Source organism: Thioalkalivibrio sp. ALJT (assembly GCF_000381825.1).
Lineage (GTDB): Bacteria > Pseudomonadota > Gammaproteobacteria > Ectothiorhodospirales > Ectothiorhodospiraceae > Thioalkalivibrio.
The window spans coordinates 94,633-120,324 of the sequence record NZ_KB907121.1 but is presented as its reverse complement, the minus strand read 5'-3'; the positions used below and the strand labels follow the sequence as shown (position 1 = coordinate 120,324).

The following is a 25,692-nucleotide window of genomic DNA, read 5'->3' as shown; positions in this document are numbered from 1 at the left end:
ACTCAGCGTAAACGTTCACGAGATTCCGCCATGCCTGCCTATCGCTCCCGAACTACCACCCACGGTCGCAACATGGCCGGCGCCCGCGCCCTGTGGCGCGCCACTGGCATGAAGGATGGCGACTTCGGCAAGCCGATCATCGCCATTGCCAACTCCTTCACCCAGTTCGTACCCGGACACGTGCACCTGAAGGATCTGGGCCAGCTGGTGGCCGGCGAGGTGGAAAAGGCCGGTGGCGTGGCCAAGGAGTTCAACACCATCGCGGTGGATGACGGCATCGCGATGGGCCACGGCGGCATGCTCTATTCGCTGCCCTCGCGCGAGATCATCGCCGATTCGGTCGAGTACATGGTCAATGCCCACTGCGCCGACGCGCTGGTGTGCATCTCCAACTGCGACAAGATCACCCCCGGGATGCTGATGGCCGCGATGCGCCTGAACATCCCGGTGGTGTTTGTCTCCGGTGGCCCGATGGAGGCCGGCAAGGTGCAGGCCCCGGGCAGCGACAAGGTCATCCATCTGGACCTGGTGGACGCGATGGTCAAGGCCGCCGACTCCAGCGCCAGCGACGATGAGGTCGAGTCCATCGAACGCTCCGCCTGCCCGACCTGCGGTTCCTGCTCCGGCATGTTCACCGCCAACTCGATGAACTGCCTGACCGAGGCCCTGGGCCTGTCGCTGCCGGGCAACGGCTCGCTGCTGGCCACCCACGCCGGGCGCAAGTCGCTGTTCGAGCAGGCCGGTCGGCGCGTGGTCGAGCTCGCGAAGCGCTACTACGAGCAGGACGATGCATCCGTGCTGCCGCGCTCGATCGCCACCTTCGAGGCCTTCGAGAACGCGATGAGCCTGGATATCGCCATGGGCGGCTCCACCAATACCGTGCTGCACCTGCTGGCGGCCGCGCGCGAGGGCGAGGTCGACTTCACCATGGCGGACATCGACCGCCTGTCGCGCAAGGTCCCGAACCTGTGCAAGGTGGCCCCGGCCACCCAGCTTTATCACATGGAGGACGTGCATCGCGCCGGTGGCGTGGTCGGCATCCTCGCCGAGCTGGACCGTGGCGGGCTGATCCACCGCGACATCCCGACGGTACACGCCGATACCATGGGCCAGGCGCTGGAACAATGGGACGTGATGCGCCACGCCGCCGCCTCCGAGACGCTGTACAAGGCCGCACCGGGCGGCGTGCCCACCCAGGTCGCGTTCAGCCAGGACAAGACCTGGGACAGCCTCGACATCGACCGCGAGAACGGCTGCATCCGCGACATCGAGCACGCCTACTCGCAGGATGGTGGCCTGGCCGTGCTCTACGGCAATATGGCCCCGGACGGCTGCATCGTGAAGACCGCGGGCGTCGACGAGAGCATCCTGAAGTTCTCCGGCCCGGCGCGGGTGTTCGAGAGCCAGGATGCGACGGTGGAGGCGATCCTGGGTGACCAGATCCGGCCTGGCGACGTGGTGATCATCCGCTACGAGGGCCCGAAGGGCGGCCCCGGCATGCAGGAGATGCTCTACCCGACCTCGTATCTGAAATCCAAGGGGTTGGGCAAGGAATGCGCGCTGATCACCGACGGGCGTTTCTCCGGCGGCACCTCCGGACTGTCCATCGGGCACGTCTCGCCGGAGGCGGCCCAGGGCGGCGCGATCGGCCTGATCGAGGAGGGCGACACCATCGTGATCGACATCCCCGGGCGCGAGATCCGCATCGACGTGGACGACACCACCCTGGCAGCCCGGCGCGAAGCGATGGAGGCGCGCGGCGCGAAGGCGTGGAAGCCCGAGTCGCGCCACCGCGAGGTCACCCAGGCCCTGCGTGCCTACGCGCTGATGACAACCTCCGCTGCCTTCGGCGCGGTGCGTGACATCTCGCGCTTCGAGGACTGACCGAAGGCAGAAGACGGGACTGCAGGACAGGCGGCCGCCTGGGGAAAATAGAACCTAACGACTGAACCACAGGGAGGTGGGGATGGCGATTACCGACTGGCCCGCGGCCGAGCGCCCGCGGGAGAAGCTGATCGAACGGGGCGCGGCGGCGCTGTCGGATGCGGAGCTGCTGGCGATCTTTCTGCGCACCGGTGTCACCGGCAAGAGCGCGGTTGATGTCGCACGTGACCTGCTCAACCGTTTTGGCGGGTTGCGCCCCTTGTTGCAGGCGGACCGGGCAGGGTTCTGCGCCGCGCCCGGGCTGGGGGATGCCAAATACGCCCAGCTCCAGGCAGTGCTCGAGATGGGACGGCGGCACCTGGCCGCCGACCTGAAACGCGGCGATGTGCTGACCTCGCCGACCACCACCCGCCAGTTCCTCGCCGCGCGCCTGCGCGACTACCCGTTCGAGGTCTTCGCGGTCCTGTTCCTGGATAACCGCCACCGGGTCATCGCCTTCGAGGAGCTCTTTCGCGGCACCATCGACGGTGCCTCCGTGCACCCGCGTGAGGTGGTACGGCGCGCGCTGCAGCACAACGCGGCGGCGGTGATCCTGGCGCACAACCACCCCTCGGGCGTGGCCGAGCCGTCGCGTTCGGATGTCTCCATTACCCGTCGGCTGGTCGAGGCCCTGGGGCTGATTGATGTCCGCGTGCTGGATCATCTGGTTGTCGCGGACGAAATTGTGTCTCTGGCCGAGCGCGGCGAACTGTAGCCGGTCAGAGCGGCGCAGATTGCTTTTGCTCAGGGGTGAGCCAGGGCCGCTCCGAGCGCGTGGAGCAGGGCGTCGACCTGGGTCTCGGTGTGGGCGGCGGACAGGGTAATGCGCAGTCGCGCCTGGCCCTCGGGGACCGTGGGCGGGCGGATTGCCGGGACCAGGAAGCCGGCGGCCAGCAGCCTCTCGGCCACGGCGCTGGCACGGCGGGTGGCGCCGATGTGGACTGGCTGGATGGGGGTCAGGGGCGGCGGGTGCTGCAGGCCGAGTCGGTCCAGGCCCGCTCCCAGGCGCTGCAGCAGGCTGTGCAGGTGCGCACGCCGATCCTCGGCGGCCGCGGCGATGCGCACGGAGGCCAGCGTGGCGGCGGCCAGGGTGGCCGGCATCGCGGTGGTGTAGATGTAGGGGCGTGCGGTCTGGATCAGGGTCTCGATCAGGGCCTCGGAGCCGGCGACGAAGGCCCCGGCGGTGCCGAAGCCCTTGCCCAGCGTGCCCATCAGGATCGGCACCGCGTCCGCGCCCAGGCCGTAATGCTGGCAACTGCCGCCGCCGGTCGCGCCCAGCACCGACAGGCCGTGGGCGTCATCGACCATCAGCCAGGCATCGAACTCGCGCGCCAGCGCGGCCAGCTCCGGCAGTGGGGCGATGTCGCCGTCCATGGAGAACACCCCGTCGGTGACAATCAGACGGTGACCGCTGTCAGGTGCCCGCTGCAGACGTTCGCGCAGGTGCCCGGGATCCGCATGGCGATAGCGCTGGCTGCGCGCGCCAGCCAGACGCACGGCGTCGATCAGCGAGGCATGGTTCCAGCGGTCCTCGAACACCGTATCGTGGCGGCCGGCCAGCGTCTGTACCAGCGCCAGGTTGGCCATGTAGCCGGTGGAGAACAGCAGTGCACGCTCGTGCCCGGTGAAGCGCGCCAGCGCCTGTTCCAGTTCCACATGGGCGCGGGTGTGGCCGTTGATCAGATGGGCGGCCCCGGCCCCGACCCCGTAGTGCTCGACGGCCTCGCGGGCGGCGGTGGCGACGGCCGGATCGGCCGCCAGACCCAGGTAGTCGTTGGAGCAGAAGGCGATCACTGGCCGGCCGTCGAGGACCTGCTCCGGTTGCTGTGGCCCGTCCAGCGTGCGCAGATGGCGCCAGCGTCCGTCCGTGCGCACGTACTCGAGGCGGGTCTGCAGAAAGGCCTGCAGCGACTCGCTCATGATGAATGGCTCACGGCGAATGGCCCATGGTCCGGGGCCGCAGCCCGGCCCGCAGAAAGATCGGCCAGTGCACGCGGGCGGTGGTGTCCGCGTTTGGCCACAGCGTGCACAGGGCCGGCTCCAGCGTGGTCAGCGGATTCTGCCCGGCGTCCTGCGCGCGGCGGATGGCCGACCAGGTGCCGAGATAGCCGAGCAGGGTGTCGCGGTCCCACTCGCGGTCGATCCGAAACTCGGGCGCCTGGATCTCCGGCCAGGGGAAGGGCAGGTCGCGGTAGTGGTTGCGGATGTGATTGCGCTCTTCCGGCCACCAGGGCGCCAGGGTAGTGTCGTGGAAGTCGGTCAGCAGGCGGTCCAGCGCCGGGTCCTCGGCGCGCAGGATGCCGTAGCCCCAGATCGCCAGCAGACCGCCCGGGCGCAGGACGCGGGCGACCTCGTGATGGAACTCGGCGTGGCGAAACCAGTGCGCGGCCTGGGCGACACAGGCCAGATCCACCGAGGCGTCGGACAGCGCGCAGGCCTCGGCGGCGCAGGCGATGCGGTCGATCCCGGTGGTCGCCGGCAGGGCGGCCAGCAGGGCCAGGGCGGCATCCGTCGCCACGACTTGGGGAAAGTGCGGCTGCAGGCCCTGCGCGGCCTGGCCATTGCCGCTGGCGCAGTCCCAGGCCCGTTCGTGACGCGGGGTGTGCGCGGCCAGCCAGTCAAACAGCTCGGCGGGGTAGTCCGGGCGGTGGCGGGCATACGCCGTCGCCACTGCCGAGAAATGATCGGGAAAGTCGCCCGCCACCGGTCGGTTGGCTCAGGCCGATGCGGAGGCGGGCCGGTCCGATTCCGTGGAGGCCTCCGGGCCCGTCTCCGGGCGCAGGCCGAGGCGTTCGAACAGCGCGAGGTCATGGTTCTCGCCGGGGTTCGGCGTGGTCAGCAGGGTGTCGCCGTAGAACAGCGAGTTGGCACCGGCCAGGAAGCAAAGGGCCTGCATCTCGTCGGACATCTCGGTGCGCCCGGCGGACAGGCGCACGTAGGAGGCCGGCATCAGGATGCGGGTTGCGGCAATGGTGCGTACGAACTCCAGCGGGTCGAGGTCCTCAATCCCGTGCAGTGGCGTGCCCTCGACCTGGATCAGCTGGTTGATCGGGACCGACTCCGGGTGCTTCGGCAGGTTGGCCATCTGCTGTAGCAGGCGCGCACGGTCGCGGCGTGATTCGCCCATACCGAGGATGCCGCCACAGCAGACGTTCATGCCGGCCTCGCGCACGTGCTCCAGGGTCTCCAGGCGGTCCTCATAGGTGCGCGTGGAGATGATGTGGCCGTAGAACTCCGGCGAGGTGTCGAGGTTGTGGTTGTAGTAGTCCAGCCCCGCCTCGGACAGGCGTTTCGCCTGCTCGGCCTTCAGCATGCCGAGGGTCATGCAGGTCTCCAGGCCCTCGTCCTTGACCGCGCGCACCATCTCGATCACGCGCTCCAGGTTCTTGTCGGTCGGGTTGCGCCAGGCGGCGCCCATGCAGAAGCGGGTCGCGCCCTGGGCGCGGGCATTGCGCGCGGCCTCGAGCACTTCCTCCAGCGGCAGCAGGCGCTCGCGTTCCAGCTCCACGTCGTGGTGGGCACTTTGCGGGCAGTAGGCGCAGTCTTCCGGGCAGGCCCCGGTCTTGATCGACAGCAGCGTACTCACCTGCACCGCGTTCGGATCGAAGTGCTCGCGGTGCGCGGTCTGCGCGCGAAAAATCAGGTCATTCAGCGGCAGGTCGAGCAGGGCCTCGACCTCGTCGATGTTCCAGTCGTGGCGGGGTGTGCTCATGAGTGATGTTCCCTCTCGAAGTCGTCCGGAATCTCGACGTCCATCCACGGCTCGCGGTAGATGGTGAACAGCGCGTAGATCGTCCAGGGCAGCAGAATCGCCGCCGCAATGGCCCAGTAGGCGCGGTAATAGTTCAGATCCGGCGGGAAGAAGGTGGCGACCACGATCAGCGCGCCCATCAGCGCGTAATAGCGGTAGGCAGCCCACTGGGTGTGGTGCCCGACCCGTGGATCGGGGTGGTGCTTGTTCAGGGCATAGACGAGCATGGAGCCGCCAAACCACAGCACCAGGGGCACGATGCCCATGATGGCGGCGATGATGAAACCGACCCCGACGCCTTCGCTGCTGACCACGAACAGCGGGATGCCGGCGATCGACACGCTGATCAGGTTGCCGATGTCGAATATCGATGCGGCGCGCCGCGAACTGCGCCCGGAGACGGTCTTGGTGCCCATGGTCTACCCTGAATGTAAAACAACAAGCATATCATCATGCCTGTGGAACCTTCATTGCAGCAGGGCTTTCACCACGGCCGGTCAAGGCTCTGGACTCGCAGGCTGGTCGCCTGGGGCGAGGGCCTTGGCGAATGCCTGTATCCGTCGCATTGTGGTCTGTGCCTGCAGCCCGGCCCACCCGTATGCGCCGGCTGTCGCGAGGAGCTGCCGCAACTGCCGGCCCCCTGTCCGACCTGCGCGTTGCCCCTGCCGGTGTCCGGCGTGTGTCCGGAGTGTCTGCGCCACCCTCCGGCCCTGGATGCGCTGCACGCGGGCTGGGCTTATGCCTGGCCGCTGGACCAGTTGATCCTGGCCTACAAGCACGGTGCCGATGTGCGCGCCGAGCGCATCCTGGCGGCTCTGGTTGAGCGGGTCGCCACCACCGCCCGGGAGACCGATGGGACGGAGCAACCACTCCGGCCCGATGTGGTCCTCCCGGTTCCCCTGCATCCGGAACGGCTGCGCGAACGTGGATTCAACCAGTCGGAGTACCTGGCCCGGCGGGTGGCGCGGGTATTGGGTGTGGTGCTGGATTGTGACGGCCTGCGCCGTATTCGTGTGACGGGTTCGCAGCAGGCACTGGGGCGCCAGGCGCGCCGCCGCAACGTGAAGGGGGCCTTTGCCTGGACGGGGCCGAGCCTGACCGGGCGCCGCGTGCTGGTCGTGGATGATGTCGCGACGACCGGGGCGACGCTGTCCGCACTGGTCGGCGTGCTGCGCCAGGCCGGCGCCGAGCGGGTAGAGGGACTGGTGCTGGCGCGCGCCTGACTTGTCGCCGGGGGGTCAGCCGCCCAGGTGGTGGTCTGCGACCATCGCCAGCAGCACGACAGCGCCCAGGTAGTGGTTGTTCTTGAAGGCGCGCAGGCAGTCATCGGGCTCGCGCTCGAAGATCAGGAACTGTTGGTAAAACATCAGTATTGCGACGATGACCAGGCCGGCCGTGTAGTAGCCTCCGAACCCGGCGTGCTGGCCGACCAGATAGAGCCCGTACCAGACCAGTATCTGCAGCCCGGCGGTGATCAGGCGGTCCAGCTCGCCGAAGGCGATTGCGGCGGACTTTACGCCGATCTTCAGGTCGTCCTCGCGGTCCACCATGCCGTAGAAGGTGTCGTAGACCACGGTCCAGGCCAGAACGGTCACGAACAGCAGCCAGGCGACGGGCGGCGGGTGCTCGCCGGTGACTGCGGTGAAGGCCATCGGCACGGCCCAGGCAAAGGCGGCGCCCAGGTGGACCTGCGGGAAGTGGTGGAAGCGCTTGGAGAACGGATAGGTCCCCGCCAGCGCCACGGCCACCAGGGAATACAGGATGGTCAGCAGGTTGGTAAACAGCACCAGCACGAAGGCCACCACGCTGAGCGCCACGAAGGTGCCCAGGGCCTCGCGCGGGGTGATGGTGCCGATGGCGAGCGGTCGGTCGCGGGTGCGGGCGACGTGGCCGTCAAAGTCGCGATCGGCGTAGTCGTTGATCGCACAGCCGGCCGAGCGCATCAGCACGACCCCGGCGGCGAAGATGAAGACCAGATAGGCGGGCGGCCAGCCATCGGCCGCGACCCACAGGGCCCAGAGGGTGGGCCACAGCAGCAGGTAGATGCCCACCGGGCGGTCCAGCCGGATCAGGCGGGCGAGTTCCCACAGACGTTCGCGCTCGGTCATGGCCGCCAAGCTTACCAGCCTTGCGGAGCAAGGGAGACGCTACAGGTACGTCTCCAGCCAGCCTTCGAGGTCTTCTGGTTCCACCTCGCCGCGATGGGTGTCGAGGATGGTGCCGTCGCGGTCGATCAGGACGGTGTAGGGCAGAGCGCCGATACGGTTGCCGTATTTGCGACCGACGGCGACGGCCTCATCCTGCCCGATCAGGATCGGGAATTCGAGGCCGAAGTCGTCCACGAAGTGCTGGGTGGCGGTGTGTTCGTCCACGGCCACGGCAACGATATTGAAGCCGTCGTCGCGGTGGGCCTCGAAGGTGTCCTGGAACAGAGGCATTTCCTTCTTGCAGGGTGGGCACCATGTGGCCCAGAAGTTCAGCACGATCAGGTCGCCGTCCCATTCGCTGAGCTGGCGTTCGTCCCCTGCGAGGTCCGGCAGGGTGAAGTCGATGCGCTGGTTGCCCGCCGAGGACTCTTCGGCTGCGACACCCGGGATTGCATTACCGGGGGCGCTATCCGCGCCCGCGTCCGGTCCCGAGTCGCCGCAGGCGGCCAGCAGGAAGGCCGCGCCGCTGGCCATTGCCACTGTCGTGAGGGTGCGCGTGCGGTGCTTCATGGTGTCACCCCGATGGCGCCTTCTGCATGCGCCAGGAATCGGTCGGCATTCAGGTAGCCGACGTTGCGGTAGTTGCGCAGTTCATTGCCATCCGTGTCCCAGAAGATCATGGCCGGGGGGCCGAACAGATTGAACTCGCGCATCAGGTTGCGGTGCTCCGAGGTGTTGTCGGTGACATCGGCCTTGAGCAGGTGCACGTCCGCCGTCGCGTTGATGACGCGCGGGTCCTGGAAGGTGGTGCGGTCCAGGCGCACGCAGTCCACGCACCAGTCGGCGTAGAAGTCCAGGAACACGGGCTGGTTGTTGCCCTGCGCCTGCTCCAGCTCGCGTTCGAGGTCTTCGAGACTGTCGATGTAGGTGAACTGCATCTCCGTCGGCCCGGCCTGTTCGCCGGTGGCGGTCACCGCGGGCTGATTGAGCGTAGCCAGCGGGCGGAAGATGTCCTTGCCGCCGGTGGCCGCGCCCAGCATCAGCAGCACGCCGTAGATCAGCAGCACTACGCCCAGACCCTTCCACAGGGTGTACCAGCCGGAGATGCCCTCCGGCAGGGTGCGCAGTGCCCCCATGTACACTGCCGTCACGATCAGCAGAATGGCCCACAGGAACATCGCCACCTCGCCCGGGATGACGCGCTCCAGCAGCCAGATGCCGATGGCCAGCAGGCCGACCCCGAAGGCCGCCTTGATGGTGTCCATCCACGGGCCGGCCTTCGGCAGCAGGCGGCCGGCCGAGGTGCCGATCGCCAGCAGCGGGGCGCCCATGCCCATGCTCAGGGAGAACAGGGCGATACCGCCCAGCACCGCGTCGCCGGTGTGGCTGATGTAGAGCAATGCGCCGATCAGCGGCGCGGTCACGCAGGGGCCGACGATCAGGGCGGAGAGGAAGCCCATGACCCCGGCGCCTACGTAGGTCCCACCTTCCTGCTTGTTGCTGATCTGCGACAGCTTGCTCTGGATGCCGGCCGGCATCTGCAGTTCGTAGAAGCCGAACATCGACATGGCCAGGGCGATGAAGATGGCGACGAAGGTGCCGATGATCCAGGGGTTCTGGAATGCCGCCTGCAGGTTGGCCCCGGCCAGCCCCGCGAATACCCCGGCGATGGTGTAGGTCACCGCCATCGCCAGCACGAATACCAGCGAGATCAGGAACGCCTTGCGCGTGGTCAGGTTCTTCTGCCCGATGATGATGTTCGACAGGATCGGGATCATCGGGAACACGCAGGGGGTGAACGTCAGCAGCAGCCCGAAGCCGAAGAACGCCAGCGCCACCAGCCAGATCTGGCCGTCGGCCAGCTGGGCCGCGATGCGGTCCTGCTGGGTGACGGGCGCGGCGGCCTCGTCGTCCTCGCGCGGCGCGTCGCCGGTCTCCGGCAGGGCATCGCGGTCGGCCTCGGCGGCCAGGTCGGAGGCGAAGGTGACCGACACCTCCTGGGTCAACGGTGGGTAGCACACGCCGCCATCCCAGCAGCCCTGGTAGTCGATCGCCAGGATGATGTCCGCGACGTCGTCGGCGTCGCGCAGGACTGGAATCAGGATTTCGACCTGACCCCGGTAGACCTGGGTCTCGCCGAAGAACTCGTCTTCCTGTAGCTCGCCGGTCGGCGGGTTGACCGGCCCCAGTTCGATGCCGTCGCCCTCGGCCACGCGGACGTCGAGCTGGTCGCGGTAGAGGTAGTAATCCTCGGCAATGTCGAACCGCAGAATGACCGCGTTCTGGCTGATGGCCTCCAGCGAGGCGGCAAAGGCCTGTTCCGGTTCCAGCAGGTCATCGGCGGCGCCCAGATCACCGGACAGTTCGCCGAGGTCGCCCAGCGCGCTGCGTTCCTCCGCGGGCTCGTCGCGGGGTTCTTCGTCTGCGGCGGCCTCGCCGTTCCCGCCCGGCAGGCCGGGCAGCTCGATGGTGACGGTCTGGAAATGCGGCGGGTAGCACACGCCGAGGTCCGCGCAGCCCTGCGAGCGTGCAGTCAGCTCGATCGAGGTGCTCTCGGCCGCCACGATCGGCAGTTCGACCTGCACCTGGCCACGATAGGTCTCAACCCGGCCGAAGAACTCGTCTTCCTTGATCTCGCCGTCCGGGATCCGGGCCTCGCCCAGTTCGAGTCCGTCGCCCTCCGGCGTGAACTCGAACTGCTCGCGGTACATGTAGTACTCGTCCGCGATGTCCCAGGTCAGGCGGATGGTGTCGGCGTCGATCGCCTCCGCGCTGAGGGCGAAGGCGTCGTCCGGGTCCAGCAGGTCGTCTTCGAACAGGGCCTGGGCCAGGGCGGGCAGCAGCGTCAGGGCGAGGAGCAGACTCGCCAGCCAGGTGCGCGGGTTCAGGAGGTGCATTGAGTAATCCAGTCCAGGTAATCGGGCAACCCGCGCTCGATCGGTAAAGCGATAAGCTCGGGCGTCTCGTAGGGGTGTTGGTCCGCCAGCCAGGTCTGGAGTTCGTCCAGCCGTGCCGGGGAGGTCTTGATCAAGAGTGTGACTTCGGTGTCGAACTCGATATTCCCTTTCCACATGTAAACCGAGCGTCCGGCTGGCAGGAGGTGCACGCAGGCGGCCAGCCCCCGTTCGACCAGGGCTCCGGCCAGGGTGTCTGCTGCCTCGGAGTCATCCAGGGTGGTGATGACCAGCCAGGCGCGGGCGTTGCTTTCCGGGATGTTGGCACTCATGTGTCAGGGGTTCCGTTCGATACGTGCATGCTGGCCAGGTCGCAAGGGTGTGGTATCGCCGGGGGAGAATTCCACCGTCACCGGGTAGCCGCGTTCGGGCTCGTCGCCGGTTGGTTCCCAGCCCACACGGGCAATGCGTCCGGGCAGGCGTTGTTCCGCGACTACGACCGTGACGGCATCGCCCGGTTCCAGGCTGGCGGCGGTCGCGGCCGCGACCCGAGCGCGAGCCTGCATCGGGTCGCGGGTGCCGAGGATGGCCAGGACCGGCGGCATCAGCGCCGGGTTGACGAACTGCCCGGCGTTGGCGTCGATGCGTACCACGCGGCCGGCGGCGGGAGCGCGGATGACGGCGTCTTCGAGATCCGCGCGCACGCGGTCGCGCCGGGCGCGGGCCTCGGCCAGACGCGCGGCGACCGTGGCGTACTCGATGCGTGCGAGTTCGAGTTCGCGCGCGGCGATCAGGGTCTGGTCATAGAGGTCTTCGGCCTTGTCGCGCTCGCGTTCGGCCTCGGCAAGTTCCATCTGCAGGCGTTCGATGGCAGCCCCTGCCGCGCGCAGATCGGCCTCGGTGCGGCGGGTGTCCAGCCGAAACAGCACGGCCTCCGCTGCGACTCGCTCGCCGGGTTGCACCTTGACCGCCTCGATCCGGCCCGCGACCGGGGCGGTAATGCGGTAGCGCTCGCCCCAGTCGAGGTGCGCGTCGAAGCCATCTGCAGCGAGCACGGGCGGCGCCGCCAGCGCGAGCAGGGCCGTGAGGCCGGCGGTGGTCAGCAGGGAAGTGGTTTTGAAGACGCGGGGCATGGTCAGGTCTCCCGTCCGGTCGCCGGCAGGCCGGCGGCTCAAGCGTTCTCGTCAGTGGCGCGAAACGGGCTCAGCTCGTCGCGGCCGGTCAGCAGGGCCAGGCGCTCGTAGGCCAGGGCCAGTTGAAATTCGGTGCTGGCGTTGAAATGTGCCGCCGCGCTTTGCTGCACCATCGCATCGCCCAGGTCCGCCTGGTCCTCGATGTCGTACAGGTAGCGCGCTCGGTCGATATACAGCTCGCGGTAGTCCATGAGCCAGGCGGCTTCATCGCGCTGTACCTTGAGGGCGCGGATCTCGTCATGGAGTTCACGCAGGCGGTTGCGGGCCTCGATACGTGCCTCGCCACGCCGGGCCTCGGCGTGGTGCCGGGCAGCGACGGCCTCTCCCACGCGGCTGTCGTGGCGGCGGCCTTCGTATAACGGGATTTCCAGGACCAGGCCTGCAGCAAAGGGGTTGCGGTCACCGCCGCCCAGGTCGCGTTGCCACCAGCCGGACTCGGCTTCGGCATACAGGCGGGGATGGCGCTGGGCGCGCGAGGCGGCCAGCTCGCGGGTCGCCGCCTCTACATGGTGACGCTTGGCGAGCAGTCGTGGACTGGTGTCGTCGAGCTCGGCCAGCAGCGGGTCCAGATCCGGGAGTGCGGGCAGGTCCAGCGGAAGCACGGGAGCCAGGACCGTACGCACCCGGCGATCCGGGCGGTTCAGGGCCTCGGCCAGGGCGGCGCGTGCGCGTTGCTGATCCTGCAGCGCGCGGGTGCGCTGTACACGCAGGGCCTGGTACTCGGATTCCAGTCGAAAGACCTCGATATCGGACACCTGGCCGCGCTGGTTGCGTTCTTCCGCGCGTTCTTTCGAGACGAAGGCGGCCGCCATCGCCTCGGTGTCGCGGGCGAAGGCCAGATCCGCCAGCAATACGTCGAAGAAGCGTTCCAGCACATGGATGCGGTGGCGGGCGTATGCCAGTTCCTCCTCCATGCGCGCAGCTTCCAGACGCTGCGCGCTGGCGGACTCGCGCGCATGTGACTGGCCGAAATCGCTCAGCAGCTTGCGCGCGACGATGGAGGCGCGGGAGTCGTTCCGGCTGCGGTTCTCGATCCGGTCGTTGGGCTCGATCCAGCGGGCCTCGAGGCGGGCGCTGAGATCAACATCGCGTTCGGCACGCGTGGCCTTCAGTTCGGCGCGGGCGTGCTCGCGTTGCGCGCGGGCCTGGCGTACGCGCGGGTGCAGGACGTCGACGCGTTCCAGGGCATCGCCAACCCGCATCGGGTTGGGCAGGGGGCCAAGCTCGCCGGCGCCAGCCTGTGCGGCCATGGGTGCGGCCGGGATACCGAAAAGCAGGCTCGCGAGCAGCAGGCAGCGGGCCGGGTTCCGGCGCAGCCGGGCCCGGTGTGGGGGTCTCGGCAACATCGTGCGTCGATCCTTGTCGTTCTGGAACACGGGGTACTGTACACGCTTGCCGCCGCGTTGCTACTGCCTGGGCACCGCAACGCCGTTCCCATGCTCGGTTTTGCTGTCAGCAGGCTGCCAGGAGCCTGTCGGGTTTGGGCGATCGTCGCGAGTGTCGGGCAGGATCGCGAGGTCCTTTTTTCGGTCTGTTGATGCGTATGGTAGGGATTGTGTAGAGCGCGCGCGGAAAAGTGACCGTTCTCCCGCACGCGCAGCAGAGCTCTCCCGAATTCGACAGACTCCTGGCCCCTGCATGCCCTGGGTGTCGGCCTTGAAGGCCAGGTTCGCCGCGATTGCGTTTTGCACGCAAGTCATCCACACCATGGTGTTTGAACGGGGCTCAGGGAGACGCTGATTGAATCGCGCGTCCGCGCTCGAGTCGCTTTTGCGTGCGTTTAATGCGCGGTGATTGCCGTGCAGTCACTCTGCTACAGGTGAACCGCAACGCTGTGCGCGCGCCCGTTTTTGATCAACAACGGGCGGCCTGGCTCCTCCTTTCAATGACTTGTGGGGTTGGTGCCCCCCGATTCTGAATACATATGGCCCGATCCTGCGTTGCGCCCCGAATCCATCAGAAACGGGCGGGTAGAACCACTATCCGCTGCACGACGCGCCTTGTCTCCAGAAACTGGGGGGCGCCAACGCGGACGTGCGATTCAATCAGCGTCTCCTTAGGGCGATCAGCGGTTATCCTGTTCTCGCTTGAAACGGGTGAAGTTCTGGTCCTGGTAATGCCCTTCGGCCACGAACTCGCCGAGTTGCAGGAACTCGCGGGTATCGCGGGTGGCCCCGGTAAATCGGGCTATGGGTTCGCCGTCCAGATCGAAGAACTGGAACACGGGGGTTGCGCGCACCCGGAAGTCGCGGGTGGCCCATTCCCTCTGGGTTCTGGTCTCGCCGTCGAAGGTGACGATCTCGATTGCGCCCTCTACATCCACGGCGAACACCAGGAAACGTTCGCTGAAGTATTCCTGGACCTCGGGCTGATTGAGCACCTGGTTTTTCATGCGGTGACAGAACGGGCAATCGGCCATCTCGAAGAAGATCAGGATGCCCTTTTTGCCTGCGGTCCGGGCCTCTTCCAGCTCTTCCGGGAACTCGCCGAAGGTCGGATCAAAGAAGTGATGATCCGGATCGCGCGGGTCCTCGACGCCGGCGCTGGCCAGTGCCGGCAGCAGCAGGGCAAGTACCATGAGAGCCAGAAACGGGGTCGGATTTCGCAGCATGCCAGGGTTCTCCGCGATCGGCTGATGTCTGTACCCCTTCCTGACGTGCAGCAGGCGGGGTTCATTCCCTTGTTCGTGTGGGGGCGCCGGGCGTGTCCTTGCGGCCGCATACGGCATCACGCCATGTCCTGAACGCGCGCAGCAGAAGATCCGTCTTGCGGGGGCTGCGGACTGAACGCGGGTGCCGCCGCACCGTTGCCGGGGAAACGTTGAGTCAGTGTTTCCCCGGGGTGATCGACAGCCACCGGGGCGCGTGTTCCAATACCAGGGCAACAGACCCGGAACACCTCATGCGCAGCCCATTCTTTCCACTCTTTGTATTCCTTGGCCTGATCCTGCTCGAGATCTTCGGGTTCGCCTGGGTAGGCGACGCCGTGGGTGCGCTGATGACGGTGGCGCTGGTGATCGTGTCCGCCGCGGTGGGTCTGTTGCTGTTCCGCCTGCAGGGCTTCTATCACTGGCGGCGCCTGCAGCAAAGCCTGGCGCGCGGCGAGGTGCCGGCGCTCGGGCTGGTCGAGGGCTGGCTGCTGATGGCCGCCGCGCTGCTGTTGGTGTTGCCGGGGTTCTTTACCGATGCCGCCGGGTTCGTGCTGCTGATACCCCCCCTGCGCCGATGGGCGGCGGCCGGCGTGCTGCGCCGCGGGATGATCCGCACGCACGGGCAGGGGGCGGCGGGTCCCGGTGGTGCCGGGCCAATCGAGGGCGAGTTCCGACGCCACGACGAGGGCGACGGTGCTGGTGGCGACCGTCTGGATCACGACGACCGGCGCTGATCCCGCCGCCTCCCCGCGCCGTTTGACCCCATGGCCCGTACGCAACACGGGCCGTATTCTCGCTAGATGCTCTTGACTCGCCTTTGTGTGCCCCTATTATTAGCACTCGTCAGGGGCGGGTGCTAACAGGGCGCCCGTCCGACACACCAACTTTCCTGTTGCAGACACTTTATAAGGAGTTCGCACCATGAACCTGCGGCCTTTGCACGATCGAGTCATCGTGAAGCGTATGGAAGAAGAACGCACCACCCCCGGCGGCATCGTGATCCCGGATTCCGCGGCGGAAAAGCCGGTCCGTGGCGAGGTGATTGCGGTAGGCAACGGCAAGATCCTGGAGAACGGTGAAGTCCGCGCGCTGGACGTGAAGGCCGGTGACAAGGTCCTGTTCGGCAAGTATTCCGGCACCGAGGTCAAGGTCGAGGGTGAAGACGTCCTGGTGATGCGCGAAGACGACATCATGGCCGTCATCGAGGGCTGAGGCCCCGTCCCGCGTCCGTCTAACACGAATTTTCAGGAGTAGAACGAATCATGAGCGCTAAAGAAGTACGCTTTGGTACCGACGCCCGTACCCGCATGGCCAAGGGCGTGAACACCCTGGCCAATGCCGTGAAGGTCACCCTCGGTCCCAAGGGCCGCAACGTGGTCCTGGACAAGGCCTTCGGGGCCCCGACCGTGACCAAGGACGGTGTGTCCGTGGCCAAGGAAGTCGAGCTGGAAGACAAGTTCGAGAACATGGGCGCCCAGCTGGTCAAGGAGGTCTCCTCGCAGACCTCCGACGCCGCCGGTGACGGCACCACCACCGCGACCGTGCTGGCCCAGTCCATCGTTCGTGAAGGCATGAAGGCGGTCACCGCCGGCATGAACCCGATGGACCTGAAGCGCGGTATCGACAAGGCCGTGAAGTCCGCGACCGAAGAGCTGAAGACGCTGTCCAAGCCGTGCACCGAGCACAAGGCCATTGCCCAGGTCGGCTCCATCTCCGCCAACTCCGATACCGCGATCGGCGAGATCATTGCCGATGCGATGGACAAGGTCGGCAAGGAAGGCGTGATCACCGTCGAGGAAGGTTCCTCGCTGGAGAACGAGCTGGATGTCGTGGAAGGCATGCAGTTCGACCGCGGCTACCTGTCGCCGTACTTCATCAACAACCAGCAGAGCATGAGCGCCGAGCTGGATGACGCCTATATCCTGCTGTTCGACAAGAAGATCTCGAACATCCGTGATCTGCTGCCGATCCTGGAAGGGGTGGCCAAGGCCAACAAGCCGCTGTTGATCATCGCCGAGGACATCGAAGGCGAGGCCCTGGCCACGCTGGTGGTGAACTCCATGCGCGGCATCGTCAAGGTCGCGGCCGTGAAGGCCCCGGGCTTTGGTGACCGTCGCAAGGCCATGCTGCAGGACATCGCCGTGCTGACCGGCGGCCAGGTGATCTCCGAAGAGGTCGGCCTGTCGCTGGAGAAGACCACGGTCGAAGACCTGGGTCGTGCGAAGAAGGTGCAGGTGACCAAGGAAAACACCACCATCATCGACGGCATGGGGTCGAATGACGACATCAAGGGCCGGGTCGACCAGATCCGTGCGCAGATCGAGGAAGCGACCTCCGACTACGACAAGGAAAAGCTGCAGGAACGCGTGGCCAAACTGGCCGGCGGTGTGGCCGTGATCAAGGTTGGTGCTGCTACCGAAGTCGAGATGAAAGAGAAGAAGGCCCGCGTCGAAGACGCCCTGCACGCTACGCGTGCGGCGGTGGAAGAAGGCGTCGTGCCGGGCGGTGGCGTCGCGCTGCTGCGTGCCTGCGCCGCGATCACACAGCTCAAGGGTGACAACGACGAGCAGACCGCCGGTATCAACATCTGCCGCCGTGCGATGGAAGAGCCGCTGCGTCAGATCGTCTACAACTCCGGTGACGAGCCGTCCGTGGTCCTGAACCAGGTCCTGGAAGGCGAGGGCAATTATGGCTACAACGCCGCCAGCGGCGAGTTCGGCGACATGATCGACATGGGCATCCTGGACCCGACCAAGGTGACCCGTTCCGCGCTGCAGAATGCGGCATCGGTCGCGGCCCTGCTGATCACCACCGAGGCCATGATCGCTGACATCCCGAAGAAGGATGACGGTGGTGCCGGCGCCGGTGGCGACGACATGGGCGGTATGGGCGGCATGGGTGGTATGGGAGGCATGGGCGGCATGATGTAAAGCCGTTCCAGGTACCTGTCGGGTCCGGGCGCTCGTTGCGAGCGCTCCGGGGGCGAGCAGGACAAGCGGCCGTTCTCCTGCCGCTGCGTCCCCGGCCCGGCAGACTTCCTGCATCCGTACATCGCCGATGTACCCGAAGACCCCGCCTTGTGGCGGGGTCTTTTTGCTGTAGGGCGCGGTCTTGCTCACAGGTGGTGCCACGCCGCACTGGGTGAATCCGGGCGGCCAACCCCGCAGCCATCGAAACAAGCCTTCCTGCTCCCGCGGGTGCTCGGGGGCGGATGTTTTTGCGGCGCAGTGCTCGAACTTGTGCGCCGTGCCGATGCCCGTTCACGCTTCGACGGTTAATGGGCGGTTCGGCGGGTGCCGGTGCAGTCACTGACTGTTGTAAAGCCGTGACAGTCGAGGTGAAGTCTCTGGTTCTGCTGCAATTTGAAGAATGTGACGGCGTTGTGATGCCGACACAACTTTTCTCGGAAGTGCGTGCAAAATCCGCACTTGTGTGCCAATATCAGGTCACCGTATAGGGCGTAAGCGAGCAGTTCGCTGCTTGGGATTGCGGATCCCGTGTGCGCACGGCGAACCTCATGGTCCGACGTCAATTGTTTTTACAAGGAGGCTATTCAATGAAACACAAGCTGGTGAAGAATCTTCTGGCCGCATCCGTCGCCTCGCTGGCGCTGGGTGCTGCCAGTCAGGCCGTTGCGCAGGAGCCGCCGGCCGCGAACGTCACCGATCGTAGTGGCAAGGTCGTGATCGACCGGTCCGGTGAGTGCGTGCGCACCCGTTCCTGGGGGGCGGAAAACGTGAAGTTCCCGCACTGCGCGGGTTACATCGAAGAGCCGGCCCCGGCCCCGGAACCCGAGCCCGCGGCGGCACCGGAACCGACGCCGGAACCCGAGCCCGAGTTCACCACCACCACGTTGAGCGCCCACGCCCTGTTTGACTTCGACAGCGCCGAGCTGCGCTCCGAAGGCCGGGCAGCGCTGCGCGATCTGGCCCGCAGTCTGACTGCCGATAACGCCGAGTACAGCTCGGTACTGGTCGAGGGTCACACCTGCACCATCGGTCCGGCCGACTACAACCAGGGGCTGTCCGAGCGTCGTGCGGCGGCTGTGGCCGAGTTCCTGGTCAGCGAAGGGGTTCGTGAGAGCGACATTCGCACTGTGGGCTACGGGGAAGACCGCCCGACCGCCGACAACTCCACCCAGGAAGGTCGCGAGGCCAACCGTCGTGTGGAAGTGACCTCTGACGTGCGCAAGCGCGTCGACTAAGGTCGCCTGCAATACCCCGGTTGCCGGTTTCCCGGTGCCCGGTGCAGAGCCCCGCCTCGGCGGGGCTTTTTTGTGGGCGCTCGGCCGGGGGAGCAGGGGGCGAACCTTTCCCGGCTCACGGGGTCACTGAAAGCAGTCAGGTGCAGCGCTTTCGCTTTTGCCGAACCAATAAGATGGGTCCGGTTCACGCGGGCGTTGGCAAGGCCGGGGTTTCGCGGGACCTGGTGTCGCGCCCGGCAAACGCGTTCCCTGTCCCGCAGACTCGCGGACCTTTGTATAACCATTCGGAAAACCGCTTGCCATGATGCTACAACGCCTGTCGGGATTGCTCCTGTCCGTGCCCTTGCCGGGTGCCGTCACCCTGCTGATCGGTCTGCTGCTGACCACGCCTGCGGTTGCCGGCGGGGTGGAACGTGCGATCGACCTGCACGCCCTGGCCGGCAATGGTGATGGCCAGCCGACCCTGATCATGTTTGCCTCCAGCCGCTGCCCCTATTGTGACCGAGCAGAGCAGCATCATCTCGCCCCCATGGCGGAGGATGCGGCGTTCGCGGACGTGCATATCCGCAAGGTGATGCTGGACCGCGAGATCGTGCGTGACTTCGATGGCAATAGCCTGCCCGGGAACGCCCTGGGGCAGCACTACGGCGTGCGGGTGGTGCCGACCATCATGGCCTTCGATGCCGAGGGTCGGCCCGCTGGCAGGCCTCTGGTGGGGATACCCAATGAGACGCTGTATCGCAGTCAGATACGCGTGCGCATCGAAGCGGCGCGCAACGGGGCCGGTGACGGCTCCAGGTAAGCGCCCCGGGAGACCGAAACAGGGGCCTCACTTCTCCCAACACGCTCGCTACGATCGTCCGAACCTGGCAGCTCTGCAGGGAGGCGCGATTCAATCAGCGCCTCCCTAACGTTCGATGCGATAGATCAGGTCCACGGATTGTTCCGCGGTGCCGGAGGTGGTTTCGACGCTCAGGTTGCGGGTCAGTTCGTAGCGCAGCAGGACCTTCGAGGTGTTGTCGAACAAGCCGATGGAGTAGCGCAACAGCAGGCGAGGTGACAGGTACAGTCCCAGTGTCAGCGCGCTCTCGTCGAGACCGCCCTCGGTATCCAGCGTGACCTCATCCAGCCCCAGCTCGCGCCCGATCCGTTCCGTGATCACCGCACCCTGTTCCAGCCCGTAGGCGGCAGCGGCGTTGGCGATCATGTTGCCGTCGGACTGTGATGCGCCTGAGAGCGGGCGTCCCGTCAGCAGGAAGGCCATCGCCTCGGTCTCGTCCATGGGAGGGTCGGAGATCACGCGCGAGCGCAGGTTGTCCGGTGTGCCCCGGATCTCGAGACCCACGGTCACGTTGTGTTCACGCACGGTGCGTACGGCACGCAGGTCCAGCTCGGGGGTTTCCGCCGGGCCCTGGAATGCCAGGCTACCCCGTTCCACGCTCAGGTCCTGGCCGTAATCGCTGTACTGCCCTTCGGGGATGCCGATCTCGCCGAACAGCTGAGTCGGCCGCCCGGTGACCTCCTCGACATCCACCTCCCCGGCAAAACGTGCGGTGAGCCCGAAGCCATCGAAGCGGACGTCGTCCCCGAGCCGGATGCGAATGCGGATGTCCGTCGCCAGGCCCTGCGTCGCTGTGATCTGCTCGCCGATGACGATCTCGTCGCCGGAGACCCGGATGGAGCCGGGGGGCAGGTCCGGCGGTCGGATGCGCGCCCAGGGCAGCAGGACTTCGCCGCGTACCCGGATGCCTGCCTCTGGCGAGAAACCGAGTTGCAGGTCGGGCGTGATCCGAGCCTCGGCATCCGTCCGGTCCACGACCAGGAAGTCCGTGCCGGTCAGGGCGAGCTGTACTCGCGGTCCATCCGTACCCAGGTCCACTCCGCCATTCAGATCCAGGCGGCCCGGGCCGGATTCGAGGCGACCGGAGAGCTCCATGCGTTCGGCCGAGATCACGTTGGCGGTGAGCTCCGGGATGCCCACGTCGATACCGGCCTCGGGGATCAGCACGCCGCCGTCGCGGAAGCGCACGGCACCTTCCACCAGGGGGGCGTCCAGACGTCCGCCAAATTCCAGGCGGGCATCGAGCGCACCGCGCAGGCGCTGGATCTCGGGGCTCAGCCCCGCCAGCCAGCCGAGGTTGTCCAGACGCGCGACGAAGTCCCCGTCCAGGTGCAGATTGTCATCCACCGCGCGCAGGCGGAGATCGCTGCGGGCGGTCCCGCCTTCGAGAAAGTCGATGTGCAGGGCGGCATCCACGTTGCGATCCCGGACCCGGGCAGTCAGGCGGGCATCGCGATAGGGGACGGGTTCCAGATCGCCGTCGTCGTCACGTACGATCAGGTGTCCATCTTCCGGCGTAACGGCCAGGTCGGCAGTCAGGAGGCCCTGCGCATCCAGCTGGCCGCTTGCCTCGGCGCTCAGTCGGCCCTGGATGCCAATCTCGGGGGGCAGGAAGGGTTCCAGCCAGGCGAGGTCCACGGCATCGAGGGCGGCGGCAAACTCCGCGCCTTCCTGCGCATGCCACCGACCCTCGGCACACAGTCGCCCATCGGCACGGGCCAGGCACAGTGGTTCCAGCCGTGCCGCCTCTGCCCCGGCTTCCAGTGCGGCCGGGGCGACCAGCCCCCAGGTGCCCGCGGCGGGTTGGGCCAGGTCCAGGCGGGTGAGCTCGCCGCTCCAGTGCAGCGGTTCCGGGTCGAGCCAGCCCTGCAGCGAGAGGTCCAGGCTCCCCAGTTCGGCGCTGGTCATCGTGAGGTTCAGGTGGTGGGCGTCGATGCGTCCGTCGGCGCCCAGACGCAGGGCCTCCACCTGCAGGCCGTCGGCCAGTTCGATACCCGACAGGTTCAGATCCATCTCGGCCGGTGCCCCGGTCTCGAACCCGGCGTTGGCTGCGAGCTCCAGACGCTGGAGGTGATGGTCGCCCAGACGCAGATTGGTACCCGTGCCGCGGGCTTCCAGGTGCGGTCGCTCAACCTCTCCGGTTACGCGGGCGTCGAGTTGCAGCCGCCCCGCCAGGTCCGGCCAGACGCGTTCCAGCTCCGGGGCGTCCAGCTCCAGGGCAAGGTCCAGTACCTCGTCCCAGGCCCCGTCGGCGGTCAGGCGGTTGGCGCCCAGCGTCAGTTCCAGCGCATCCAGCGTCAGGTGTTCGCCTGCCAGTTGCAGCCGGCCCTGTCCCGCGACCGGTTGTGCGCGCAGGTGGCCCTCCAGGCGCTGCAGGCGGGCTTCCAGCTCGGGGGGGGTGTCCGCGTCGAGCCGGCCCCGGCTTTCCAGCGCGAGCGTGAGGCGGCCGGGCGCCTCGGCCACGATCAGCGCGGGGTCCACGTCTGTGCCTTCCAGGGCGAGGTCCCAGGCGAGTCCTGCGGACCAGTCGAGGTCACCGCGCAGACCAACCCGGGTGCCATCGCCCGTGGTCAGTTCCAGATGTTTGATCTGGCCGCCGCCCTCGTTCAGGGCGATCCGCGCGCCGCCCCCGATGTCGATATCGCGCAGCTGCGCGCGCAGCGGGTCGAGCCGGAGATCGGCTTCGAGGGCGCCGCTTGCCGGTGTGTAGTGCCCGCCGAGGGCAATCTGCAGTTGCTCGATATGGCCATCCAGCTCCGGGTGCAGCGTGGACAGCCGCGGGGCACGCAGCCCCAGTCCGAAATCGAAGTCGAGTGCCTGCTCCGGGTTTGCGAGGTCGCCACCCAGGCCTGTGGCCAGGCCGGAGACCTCGAGCTGGGCGCTGTTGTCGATGCTCAGGCCGGTGTCTTCCAGCAGCAGTTGGCCCTCGGCGAGACGGGCATGCAGCTGGCCCTGCCAGGGTTCACCCGCATATTGGCCGGTCAGATGGTCGATTACGAGTGCGGCCTGTAACCCCGCCAGAAGCGGTGTGTCTGCAGCGGGCTGCAGGCGCCCGTCCAGCCGCGCGTCCAGGCGCTCGAGCCGGGCATCCAGCTCCAGGCCCAGGGGTGCGGGGTCCAGTTCCCGAATCTCCAGCCGCAGGTCCCATTCCAGTGGATCTGAGACTTGCACGGGGCCGCTGAGCGTGGCCCGTCCAGCCGCGGAATCCACGGTCAGGCTTTCGATCTCCAGCGCATCCAGGCTACCCCGGGCGCGCGTTGCGAGTGTGGTCCGGGGCCAGCCTTCACCCTTTGCGGCAGCGTCCAGGGTCAGCGTCCAGTCCTCTGGCGTGCCGTTGAGGCTCAGCTGTCCCGGCTCGACGGCGACATCTTGCCCGCCTTCGGCGCTGTGGTAGGTGAAGGGCTCCCAGTGTGCGGCCACGTCGATATCCGGCGTGGCCAGCAGCTCGCGCGCCGCGGCGCGCAGGCGCAGCTCGATACCGGCGCGTAACACGTGCTCCAGCTGTACATGCTCGTGCAGCGCGCCGGAGACGGACCATTCTCCGCGTGCCTCGGCGACGCCCAGCCCGGTGGCGATGCCTTCCGGCAGTGGGGCCTGCCAGTAGCCCTCGAGTTGCAGCGGGTAGCGGCCGGTCGCATCCAGCCGGCCGGTCAGGTGGGTGCGCACCTCCGGCATGTCCAGTTCCAGGGTGTCCAGTTCGAACGCCGATCCGTGTGCCCGGGCGCGGGCCGTGATGCGGGTAATGCTGGCAAGGGGATCGCCTGCCTGGCGGAGTTCGAGAGCGTCCACCTGCAGGGCATCCAGGTGTATACCCAGGGGCAGGTGTACCGTGTCAGGCAGGGTGAAGGGCTCGCTTGCCGGTTCCGGGTCGGCGGGCGGCAGGTCGATGCGGAGCCCTGCGGCTGCCACGATCGGTATCTGCAGCTCGCCGCGCAGCAGACTGCCCGCGCGTACCGCGAGGCGGCCCTGGTCCAGTGCGACGCTCGGGCCCTCTGGCAGCTCGAGATGCAGGGCGTCCAGCTGCAGTTCCGTGAACAGGGTTCCTGCGACGCGTTCGACCCGGAACTCGAAGGGTGCAACGCGCTCGCCCTGTGCGACCAGCCAGCGGGTTCCGGATTCGCTGGCGAGCAGTGCCGCCAGGCTGCCGATCAGGGCCAGCGTGAGTGCAATGGCCGCAGCCAGACCCCGGAGCGTGGCACGCAGCAGACGCCTCACAGGTCCGGCCCCATGGAGAAGTGGACACGGAAGTTGTCGTCGGAGTCCGGCCCGTGGGCGAGGTCCACCCGGATGGGGCCGACCGGGGAGCGCCAGCGCACGCCGAGGCCGACGCCGTAGACGGGGTCGAATTCGTCCCATTCGTCCACTACGTTGCCGGCATCGGCAAACACGGCGGCGCTCCAGTTGCCGACGACGGGGTGGTCGTATTCGACGCTGCCGACCATCTTGTGGCGTCCGCCGATGATGTCGCCGTCCTCGTTGCGCGGCCCCACGCGCTGGAAGCCATAGCCGCGGATGCTGGCGTCACCCCCGGCGAAGAAACGCAGCGAGCTGGGCAGGTCCTGCACCCTGTTGACCTCGGTGAAGCCGGCGTCGGCGCGTGCCAGCACGCGGCCATTGCCGAGACCACGCACGACCTTGCCGCTGGCGAGGAGCTGCACGAACGAGATGCTGGACAGGATTTCTTCGCGCGCACCCTGTGCGGTGGCCTCGAGGCGAAAGCCACGCTGTGGCGACATCGGGTCGTCGGCATCCAGGCGGCTGATACGGTAGGACGGGACCAGCAGCTGGCTGCGCCCGCGGTCGTCCTGGCCGGCAATGAAGTCCTCGGACTCGTATCGAATCCCCTCGGTGGTCTGCCAGCCGCTGCGACGCTGGAGGATGCGGCTGGCGCCGATCTGGAAACGATCGGATTGCTGGCTGCTGGTGTCCTCGGTGCGGAAGGTGGTGAACAGGTTCAGGCGTTCGCGCAGCGGGTCACGCAGCGGGATCTCGTAGTTGTAGCCGATACCGGAGCGCACGGGCGAGGCCTCGATCTCGGCCTGGTAGCGGTGACCGCGGCTGGTGGCATAGCGGTGTTCGTGGCGCAGGCGTAAACGTGGCCCGATATCGGTGGAGTAACCGACGCCGGCCTCGTAGCTGTGGCGCTTGCGCGGTTCCAGTTCGGCGATGATCGGCACCTTTCGGTCCACGGCGGCGTCGCGTTGGGGTCGGACCCGCACGGCACCAAAATAGCCACTGTCGTTGAGGTTGCGTTGCAGGGCGATGATCTGGGCGGAGCTGTAGGGGTCGCCTTCTTCGAACGGCACCATGCGTTGCAGGAATTCATCCGCGAGGATGTCCTGTTCGATGTGCACGCGACCCATGCGGTAGCGGTTGCCGGTTTCCATGTGTAGCCGGATCGTCGCGGTGCGCTCTTCGCGGTCGATCTCCAGGCGGCGTGTGTGCAAATCGGCGTCGAAATAGCCGCGATCGGCGGCGATTCGCGTCATTCGGTTGCGCAGGGCGTCGTAGCGATCATGGCGCAGGGTGTCACCCCGGCGGATGTCGGTCTGGCTGCGCACAGCCTCGAAGTCCAGACTTTCAGCCCCTTCGCCGGTGATGCGGATGTCGATATGTTCCACCGTGGTCGGCGGGCCCGGTTCCAGGTGGATGCGGATCGTCCAGCAGTCGTCGCTGCGTTCGAAATCCAGTGCCAGTTCGGGGTGATAAAAGCCAATGGCGCGCAGGGCATTGGTGGCGCGTTCCTCGGTGTCGCGCAGTACCCGGTGTTCGCGAAAGCCTGGGAGGTCGCAGGGGTGACGGGCCAGGTTGATGCTGTTGCGGATGTTGTCGCGCTGGGTGTTGCTGCCGCCTTCGATCGCCAGGCCGGGTGTCGGACCGTTGCTCGCGCTGGCCGTAGCCGTCAGCCCCAGCAATGCAAGCAGCAACAGGGCGAAGACAGGGTGCGGGGAGCTCGGATGCTTGCGGACAGGATTCATGCAGCGATGATAGCGGTTGTGACGGTAGCGCATGGAGAGTGAACGCTCTCGCGCCTCGCGTCGGTGGCAGGCAAGCTCGGTGTCGTGGTTCCCGGAGCGGTTCCGGCAGGC

General features: G+C 67.1%; 21 protein-coding genes. 8 read left to right on the top strand and 13 right to left on the bottom strand.

The window, feature by feature from the left end:
* Positions 1 to 30: 30 nt before the first annotated feature.
* Both ilvD and radC read left to right on the top strand, forming a co-directional pair.
* Positions 31 to 1,884 carry a dihydroxy-acid dehydratase gene (ilvD, locus tag G332_RS0100560; RefSeq protein WP_019625045.1) on the top strand — a complete coding sequence of 618 codons (1,854 nt, stop codon included), beginning with the start codon at positions 31 to 33 and terminating at the stop codon, positions 1,882 to 1,884.
* An 82-nt stretch (positions 1,885 to 1,966) separates the two neighbouring features.
* On the top strand, positions 1,967 to 2,638 hold the full coding sequence (gene radC, locus G332_RS0100555) for a DNA repair protein RadC (protein WP_019625044.1): 672 nt from the start codon (positions 1,967 to 1,969) through the stop codon (positions 2,636 to 2,638).
* Between the two features lie 29 nt (positions 2,639 to 2,667).
* Here the strand turns inward: radC and bioF are convergent, their stop codons facing one another.
* Genes bioF through G332_RS0100535 form a run of 4 tightly spaced genes read right to left on the bottom strand, consistent with a single transcriptional unit; the run spans position 2,668 to position 6,090 of the window.
* Positions 2,668 to 3,843 carry an 8-amino-7-oxononanoate synthase gene (bioF, locus tag G332_RS0100550; RefSeq protein WP_019625043.1) on the bottom strand — a complete coding sequence of 392 codons (1,176 nt, stop codon included), beginning with the start codon at positions 3,841 to 3,843 and terminating at the stop codon, positions 2,668 to 2,670.
* A 10-nt stretch (positions 3,844 to 3,853) separates the two neighbouring features.
* The gene (locus G332_RS0100545; protein ID WP_019625042.1) at positions 3,854 to 4,627 is read right to left on the bottom strand and encodes a class I SAM-dependent methyltransferase; all 774 of its coding nucleotides are present in this window, start codon (positions 4,625 to 4,627) and stop codon (positions 3,854 to 3,856) included.
* Between the two features lie 12 nt (positions 4,628 to 4,639).
* The gene (gene bioB, locus G332_RS0100540; RefSeq protein ID WP_019625041.1) at positions 4,640 to 5,635 is read right to left on the bottom strand and encodes a biotin synthase BioB; all 996 of its coding nucleotides are present in this window, start codon (positions 5,633 to 5,635) and stop codon (positions 4,640 to 4,642) included.
* Positions 5,632 to 6,090: a hypothetical protein gene (locus tag G332_RS0100535; RefSeq protein ID WP_019625040.1), complete on the bottom strand. Its 459-nt coding sequence runs from the start codon at positions 6,088 to 6,090 to the stop codon at positions 5,632 to 5,634. The genes bioB and G332_RS0100535 overlap by 4 nt, the downstream gene beginning before the upstream one ends.
* Positions 6,091 to 6,330: 240 nt before the next feature.
* Here G332_RS0100535 and G332_RS0100530 point away from each other — a divergent pair, with 240 nt between their 5' ends.
* Positions 6,331 to 6,897 (top strand): ComF family protein, encoded by a 567-nt coding sequence (locus G332_RS0100530; protein WP_019625039.1) that lies wholly within the window; start codon positions 6,331 to 6,333, stop codon positions 6,895 to 6,897.
* A 15-nt stretch (positions 6,898 to 6,912) separates the two neighbouring features.
* Here the strand turns inward: G332_RS0100530 and ubiA are convergent, their stop codons facing one another.
* The 7 genes from ubiA to G332_RS0100495 all read right to left on the bottom strand — a co-directional run bounded on the left by ubiA (position 6,913) and on the right by G332_RS0100495 (position 14,519).
* Entirely contained in the window at positions 6,913 to 7,782 is an 870-nt protein-coding gene (gene ubiA / locus G332_RS0100525) for a 4-hydroxybenzoate octaprenyltransferase (protein WP_019625038.1), read from the bottom strand.
* A 39-nt stretch (positions 7,783 to 7,821) separates the two neighbouring features.
* Entirely contained in the window at positions 7,822 to 8,391 is a 570-nt protein-coding gene (locus tag G332_RS0100520) for a redoxin domain-containing protein (protein ID WP_038059456.1), read from the bottom strand.
* The gene (gene dsbD / locus G332_RS0100515) at positions 8,388 to 10,718 is read right to left on the bottom strand and encodes a protein-disulfide reductase DsbD (protein ID WP_019625036.1); all 2,331 of its coding nucleotides are present in this window, start codon (positions 10,716 to 10,718) and stop codon (positions 8,388 to 8,390) included. The genes G332_RS0100520 and dsbD overlap by 4 nt, the downstream gene beginning before the upstream one ends.
* On the bottom strand, positions 10,706 to 11,047 hold the full coding sequence (cutA, locus tag G332_RS0100510; RefSeq protein ID WP_019625035.1) for a divalent-cation tolerance protein CutA: 342 nt from the start codon (positions 11,045 to 11,047) through the stop codon (positions 10,706 to 10,708). Before cutA ends, dsbD begins: the two co-directional genes overlap by 13 nt.
* Before the next feature lie 3 nt (positions 11,048 to 11,050).
* Positions 11,051 to 11,848 carry an efflux RND transporter periplasmic adaptor subunit gene (locus tag G332_RS0100505; protein ID WP_019625034.1) on the bottom strand — a complete coding sequence of 266 codons (798 nt, stop codon included), beginning with the start codon at positions 11,846 to 11,848 and terminating at the stop codon, positions 11,051 to 11,053.
* A 38-nt stretch (positions 11,849 to 11,886) separates the two neighbouring features.
* Positions 11,887 to 13,254: a TolC family protein gene (locus G332_RS0100500; RefSeq protein WP_019625033.1), complete on the bottom strand. Its 1,368-nt coding sequence runs from the start codon at positions 13,252 to 13,254 to the stop codon at positions 11,887 to 11,889.
* Between the two features lie 719 nt (positions 13,255 to 13,973).
* Positions 13,974 to 14,519, bottom strand: a complete 546-nt coding sequence (locus tag G332_RS0100495; RefSeq protein ID WP_019625032.1) for a thioredoxin family protein — start codon at positions 14,517 to 14,519, stop codon at positions 13,974 to 13,976.
* A 290-nt stretch (positions 14,520 to 14,809) separates the two neighbouring features.
* Between G332_RS0100495 and G332_RS0100490 the strand changes: the two genes are divergently transcribed.
* The 5 genes from G332_RS0100490 (at position 14,810) to G332_RS0100470 (ending at position 19,564) form a co-directional block, all read left to right on the top strand.
* A complete protein-coding gene (locus G332_RS0100490; protein ID WP_019625031.1) occupies positions 14,810 to 15,292 on the top strand; it encodes an FxsA family protein in 483 nt (160 codons plus the stop codon).
* A 187-nt stretch (positions 15,293 to 15,479) separates the two neighbouring features.
* Positions 15,480 to 15,770, top strand: coding sequence for a co-chaperone GroES (gene groES / locus G332_RS0100485; protein ID WP_019625030.1), 291 nt, complete (start codon positions 15,480 to 15,482; stop codon positions 15,768 to 15,770).
* A 50-nt stretch (positions 15,771 to 15,820) separates the two neighbouring features.
* Positions 15,821 to 17,488, top strand: a complete 1,668-nt coding sequence (groL, locus tag G332_RS0100480; RefSeq protein ID WP_019625029.1) for a chaperonin GroEL — start codon at positions 15,821 to 15,823, stop codon at positions 17,486 to 17,488.
* A gap of 626 nt (positions 17,489 to 18,114) precedes the next feature.
* Complete coding sequence (locus G332_RS0100475; protein WP_019625028.1) at positions 18,115 to 18,762, top strand: OmpA family protein; 648 nt, start codon at positions 18,115 to 18,117, stop codon at positions 18,760 to 18,762.
* A gap of 304 nt (positions 18,763 to 19,066) precedes the next feature.
* On the top strand, positions 19,067 to 19,564 hold the full coding sequence (locus G332_RS0100470; protein WP_051080518.1) for a thioredoxin fold domain-containing protein: 498 nt from the start codon (positions 19,067 to 19,069) through the stop codon (positions 19,562 to 19,564).
* 105 nt (positions 19,565 to 19,669) lie between these two features.
* Here the strand turns inward: G332_RS0100470 and G332_RS0100465 are convergent, their stop codons facing one another.
* Positions 19,670 to 23,806 (bottom strand): translocation/assembly module TamB domain-containing protein, encoded by a 4,137-nt coding sequence (locus tag G332_RS0100465; protein WP_026340479.1) that lies wholly within the window; start codon positions 23,804 to 23,806, stop codon positions 19,670 to 19,672.
* Positions 23,807 to 23,814: 8 nt separating this feature from the next.
* Positions 23,815 to 25,614 carry a BamA/TamA family outer membrane protein gene (locus G332_RS0100460; protein ID WP_019625025.1) on the bottom strand — a complete coding sequence of 600 codons (1,800 nt, stop codon included), beginning with the start codon at positions 25,612 to 25,614 and terminating at the stop codon, positions 23,815 to 23,817.
* Between the last annotated feature and the right edge of the window lie 78 nt (positions 25,615 to 25,692).

Excerpts from the sequence above, each read along its gene's own strand:
- bioB (WP_019625041.1), bottom strand. The coding sequence starts at position 5,635 with ATGAGCACACCCCGCCACGACTGGAACATCGACGAGGTCGAGGCCCTG.
- dsbD (WP_019625036.1), bottom strand. The coding sequence starts at position 10,718 with ATGCACCTCCTGAACCCGCGCACCTGGCTGGCGAGTCTGCTCCTCGCC.
- G332_RS0100535 (WP_019625040.1), bottom strand. The coding sequence starts at position 6,090 with ATGGGCACCAAGACCGTCTCCGGGCGCAGTTCGCGGCGCGCCGCATCG.
- G332_RS0100475 (WP_019625028.1), top strand. The coding sequence starts at position 18,115 with ATGAAACACAAGCTGGTGAAGAATCTTCTGGCCGCATCCGTCGCCTCG.
- groES (WP_019625030.1), top strand. The coding sequence starts at position 15,480 with ATGAACCTGCGGCCTTTGCACGATCGAGTCATCGTGAAGCGTATGGAA.
- bioF (WP_019625043.1), bottom strand. The coding sequence starts at position 3,843 with ATGAGCGAGTCGCTGCAGGCCTTTCTGCAGACCCGCCTCGAGTACGTG.
- G332_RS0100460 (WP_019625025.1), bottom strand. The coding sequence starts at position 25,614 with ATGCGCTACCGTCACAACCGCTATCATCGCTGCATGAATCCTGTCCGC.
- G332_RS0100495 (WP_019625032.1), bottom strand. The coding sequence starts at position 14,519 with ATGCTGCGAAATCCGACCCCGTTTCTGGCTCTCATGGTACTTGCCCTG.
- G332_RS0100470 (WP_051080518.1), top strand. The coding sequence starts at position 19,067 with ATGCTACAACGCCTGTCGGGATTGCTCCTGTCCGTGCCCTTGCCGGGT.
- cutA (WP_019625035.1), bottom strand. The coding sequence starts at position 11,047 with ATGAGTGCCAACATCCCGGAAAGCAACGCCCGCGCCTGGCTGGTCATC.
- G332_RS0100500 (WP_019625033.1), bottom strand. The coding sequence starts at position 13,254 with ATGTTGCCGAGACCCCCACACCGGGCCCGGCTGCGCCGGAACCCGGCC.
- groL (WP_019625029.1), top strand. The coding sequence starts at position 15,821 with ATGAGCGCTAAAGAAGTACGCTTTGGTACCGACGCCCGTACCCGCATG.
- G332_RS0100490 (WP_019625031.1), top strand. The coding sequence starts at position 14,810 with ATGCGCAGCCCATTCTTTCCACTCTTTGTATTCCTTGGCCTGATCCTG.
- G332_RS0100520 (WP_038059456.1), bottom strand. The coding sequence starts at position 8,391 with ATGAAGCACCGCACGCGCACCCTCACGACAGTGGCAATGGCCAGCGGC.
- radC (WP_019625044.1), top strand. The coding sequence starts at position 1,967 with ATGGCGATTACCGACTGGCCCGCGGCCGAGCGCCCGCGGGAGAAGCTG.
- G332_RS0100505 (WP_019625034.1), bottom strand. The coding sequence starts at position 11,848 with ATGCCCCGCGTCTTCAAAACCACTTCCCTGCTGACCACCGCCGGCCTC.
- ilvD (WP_019625045.1), top strand. The coding sequence starts at position 31 with ATGCCTGCCTATCGCTCCCGAACTACCACCCACGGTCGCAACATGGCC.
- ubiA (WP_019625038.1), bottom strand. The coding sequence starts at position 7,782 with ATGACCGAGCGCGAACGTCTGTGGGAACTCGCCCGCCTGATCCGGCTG.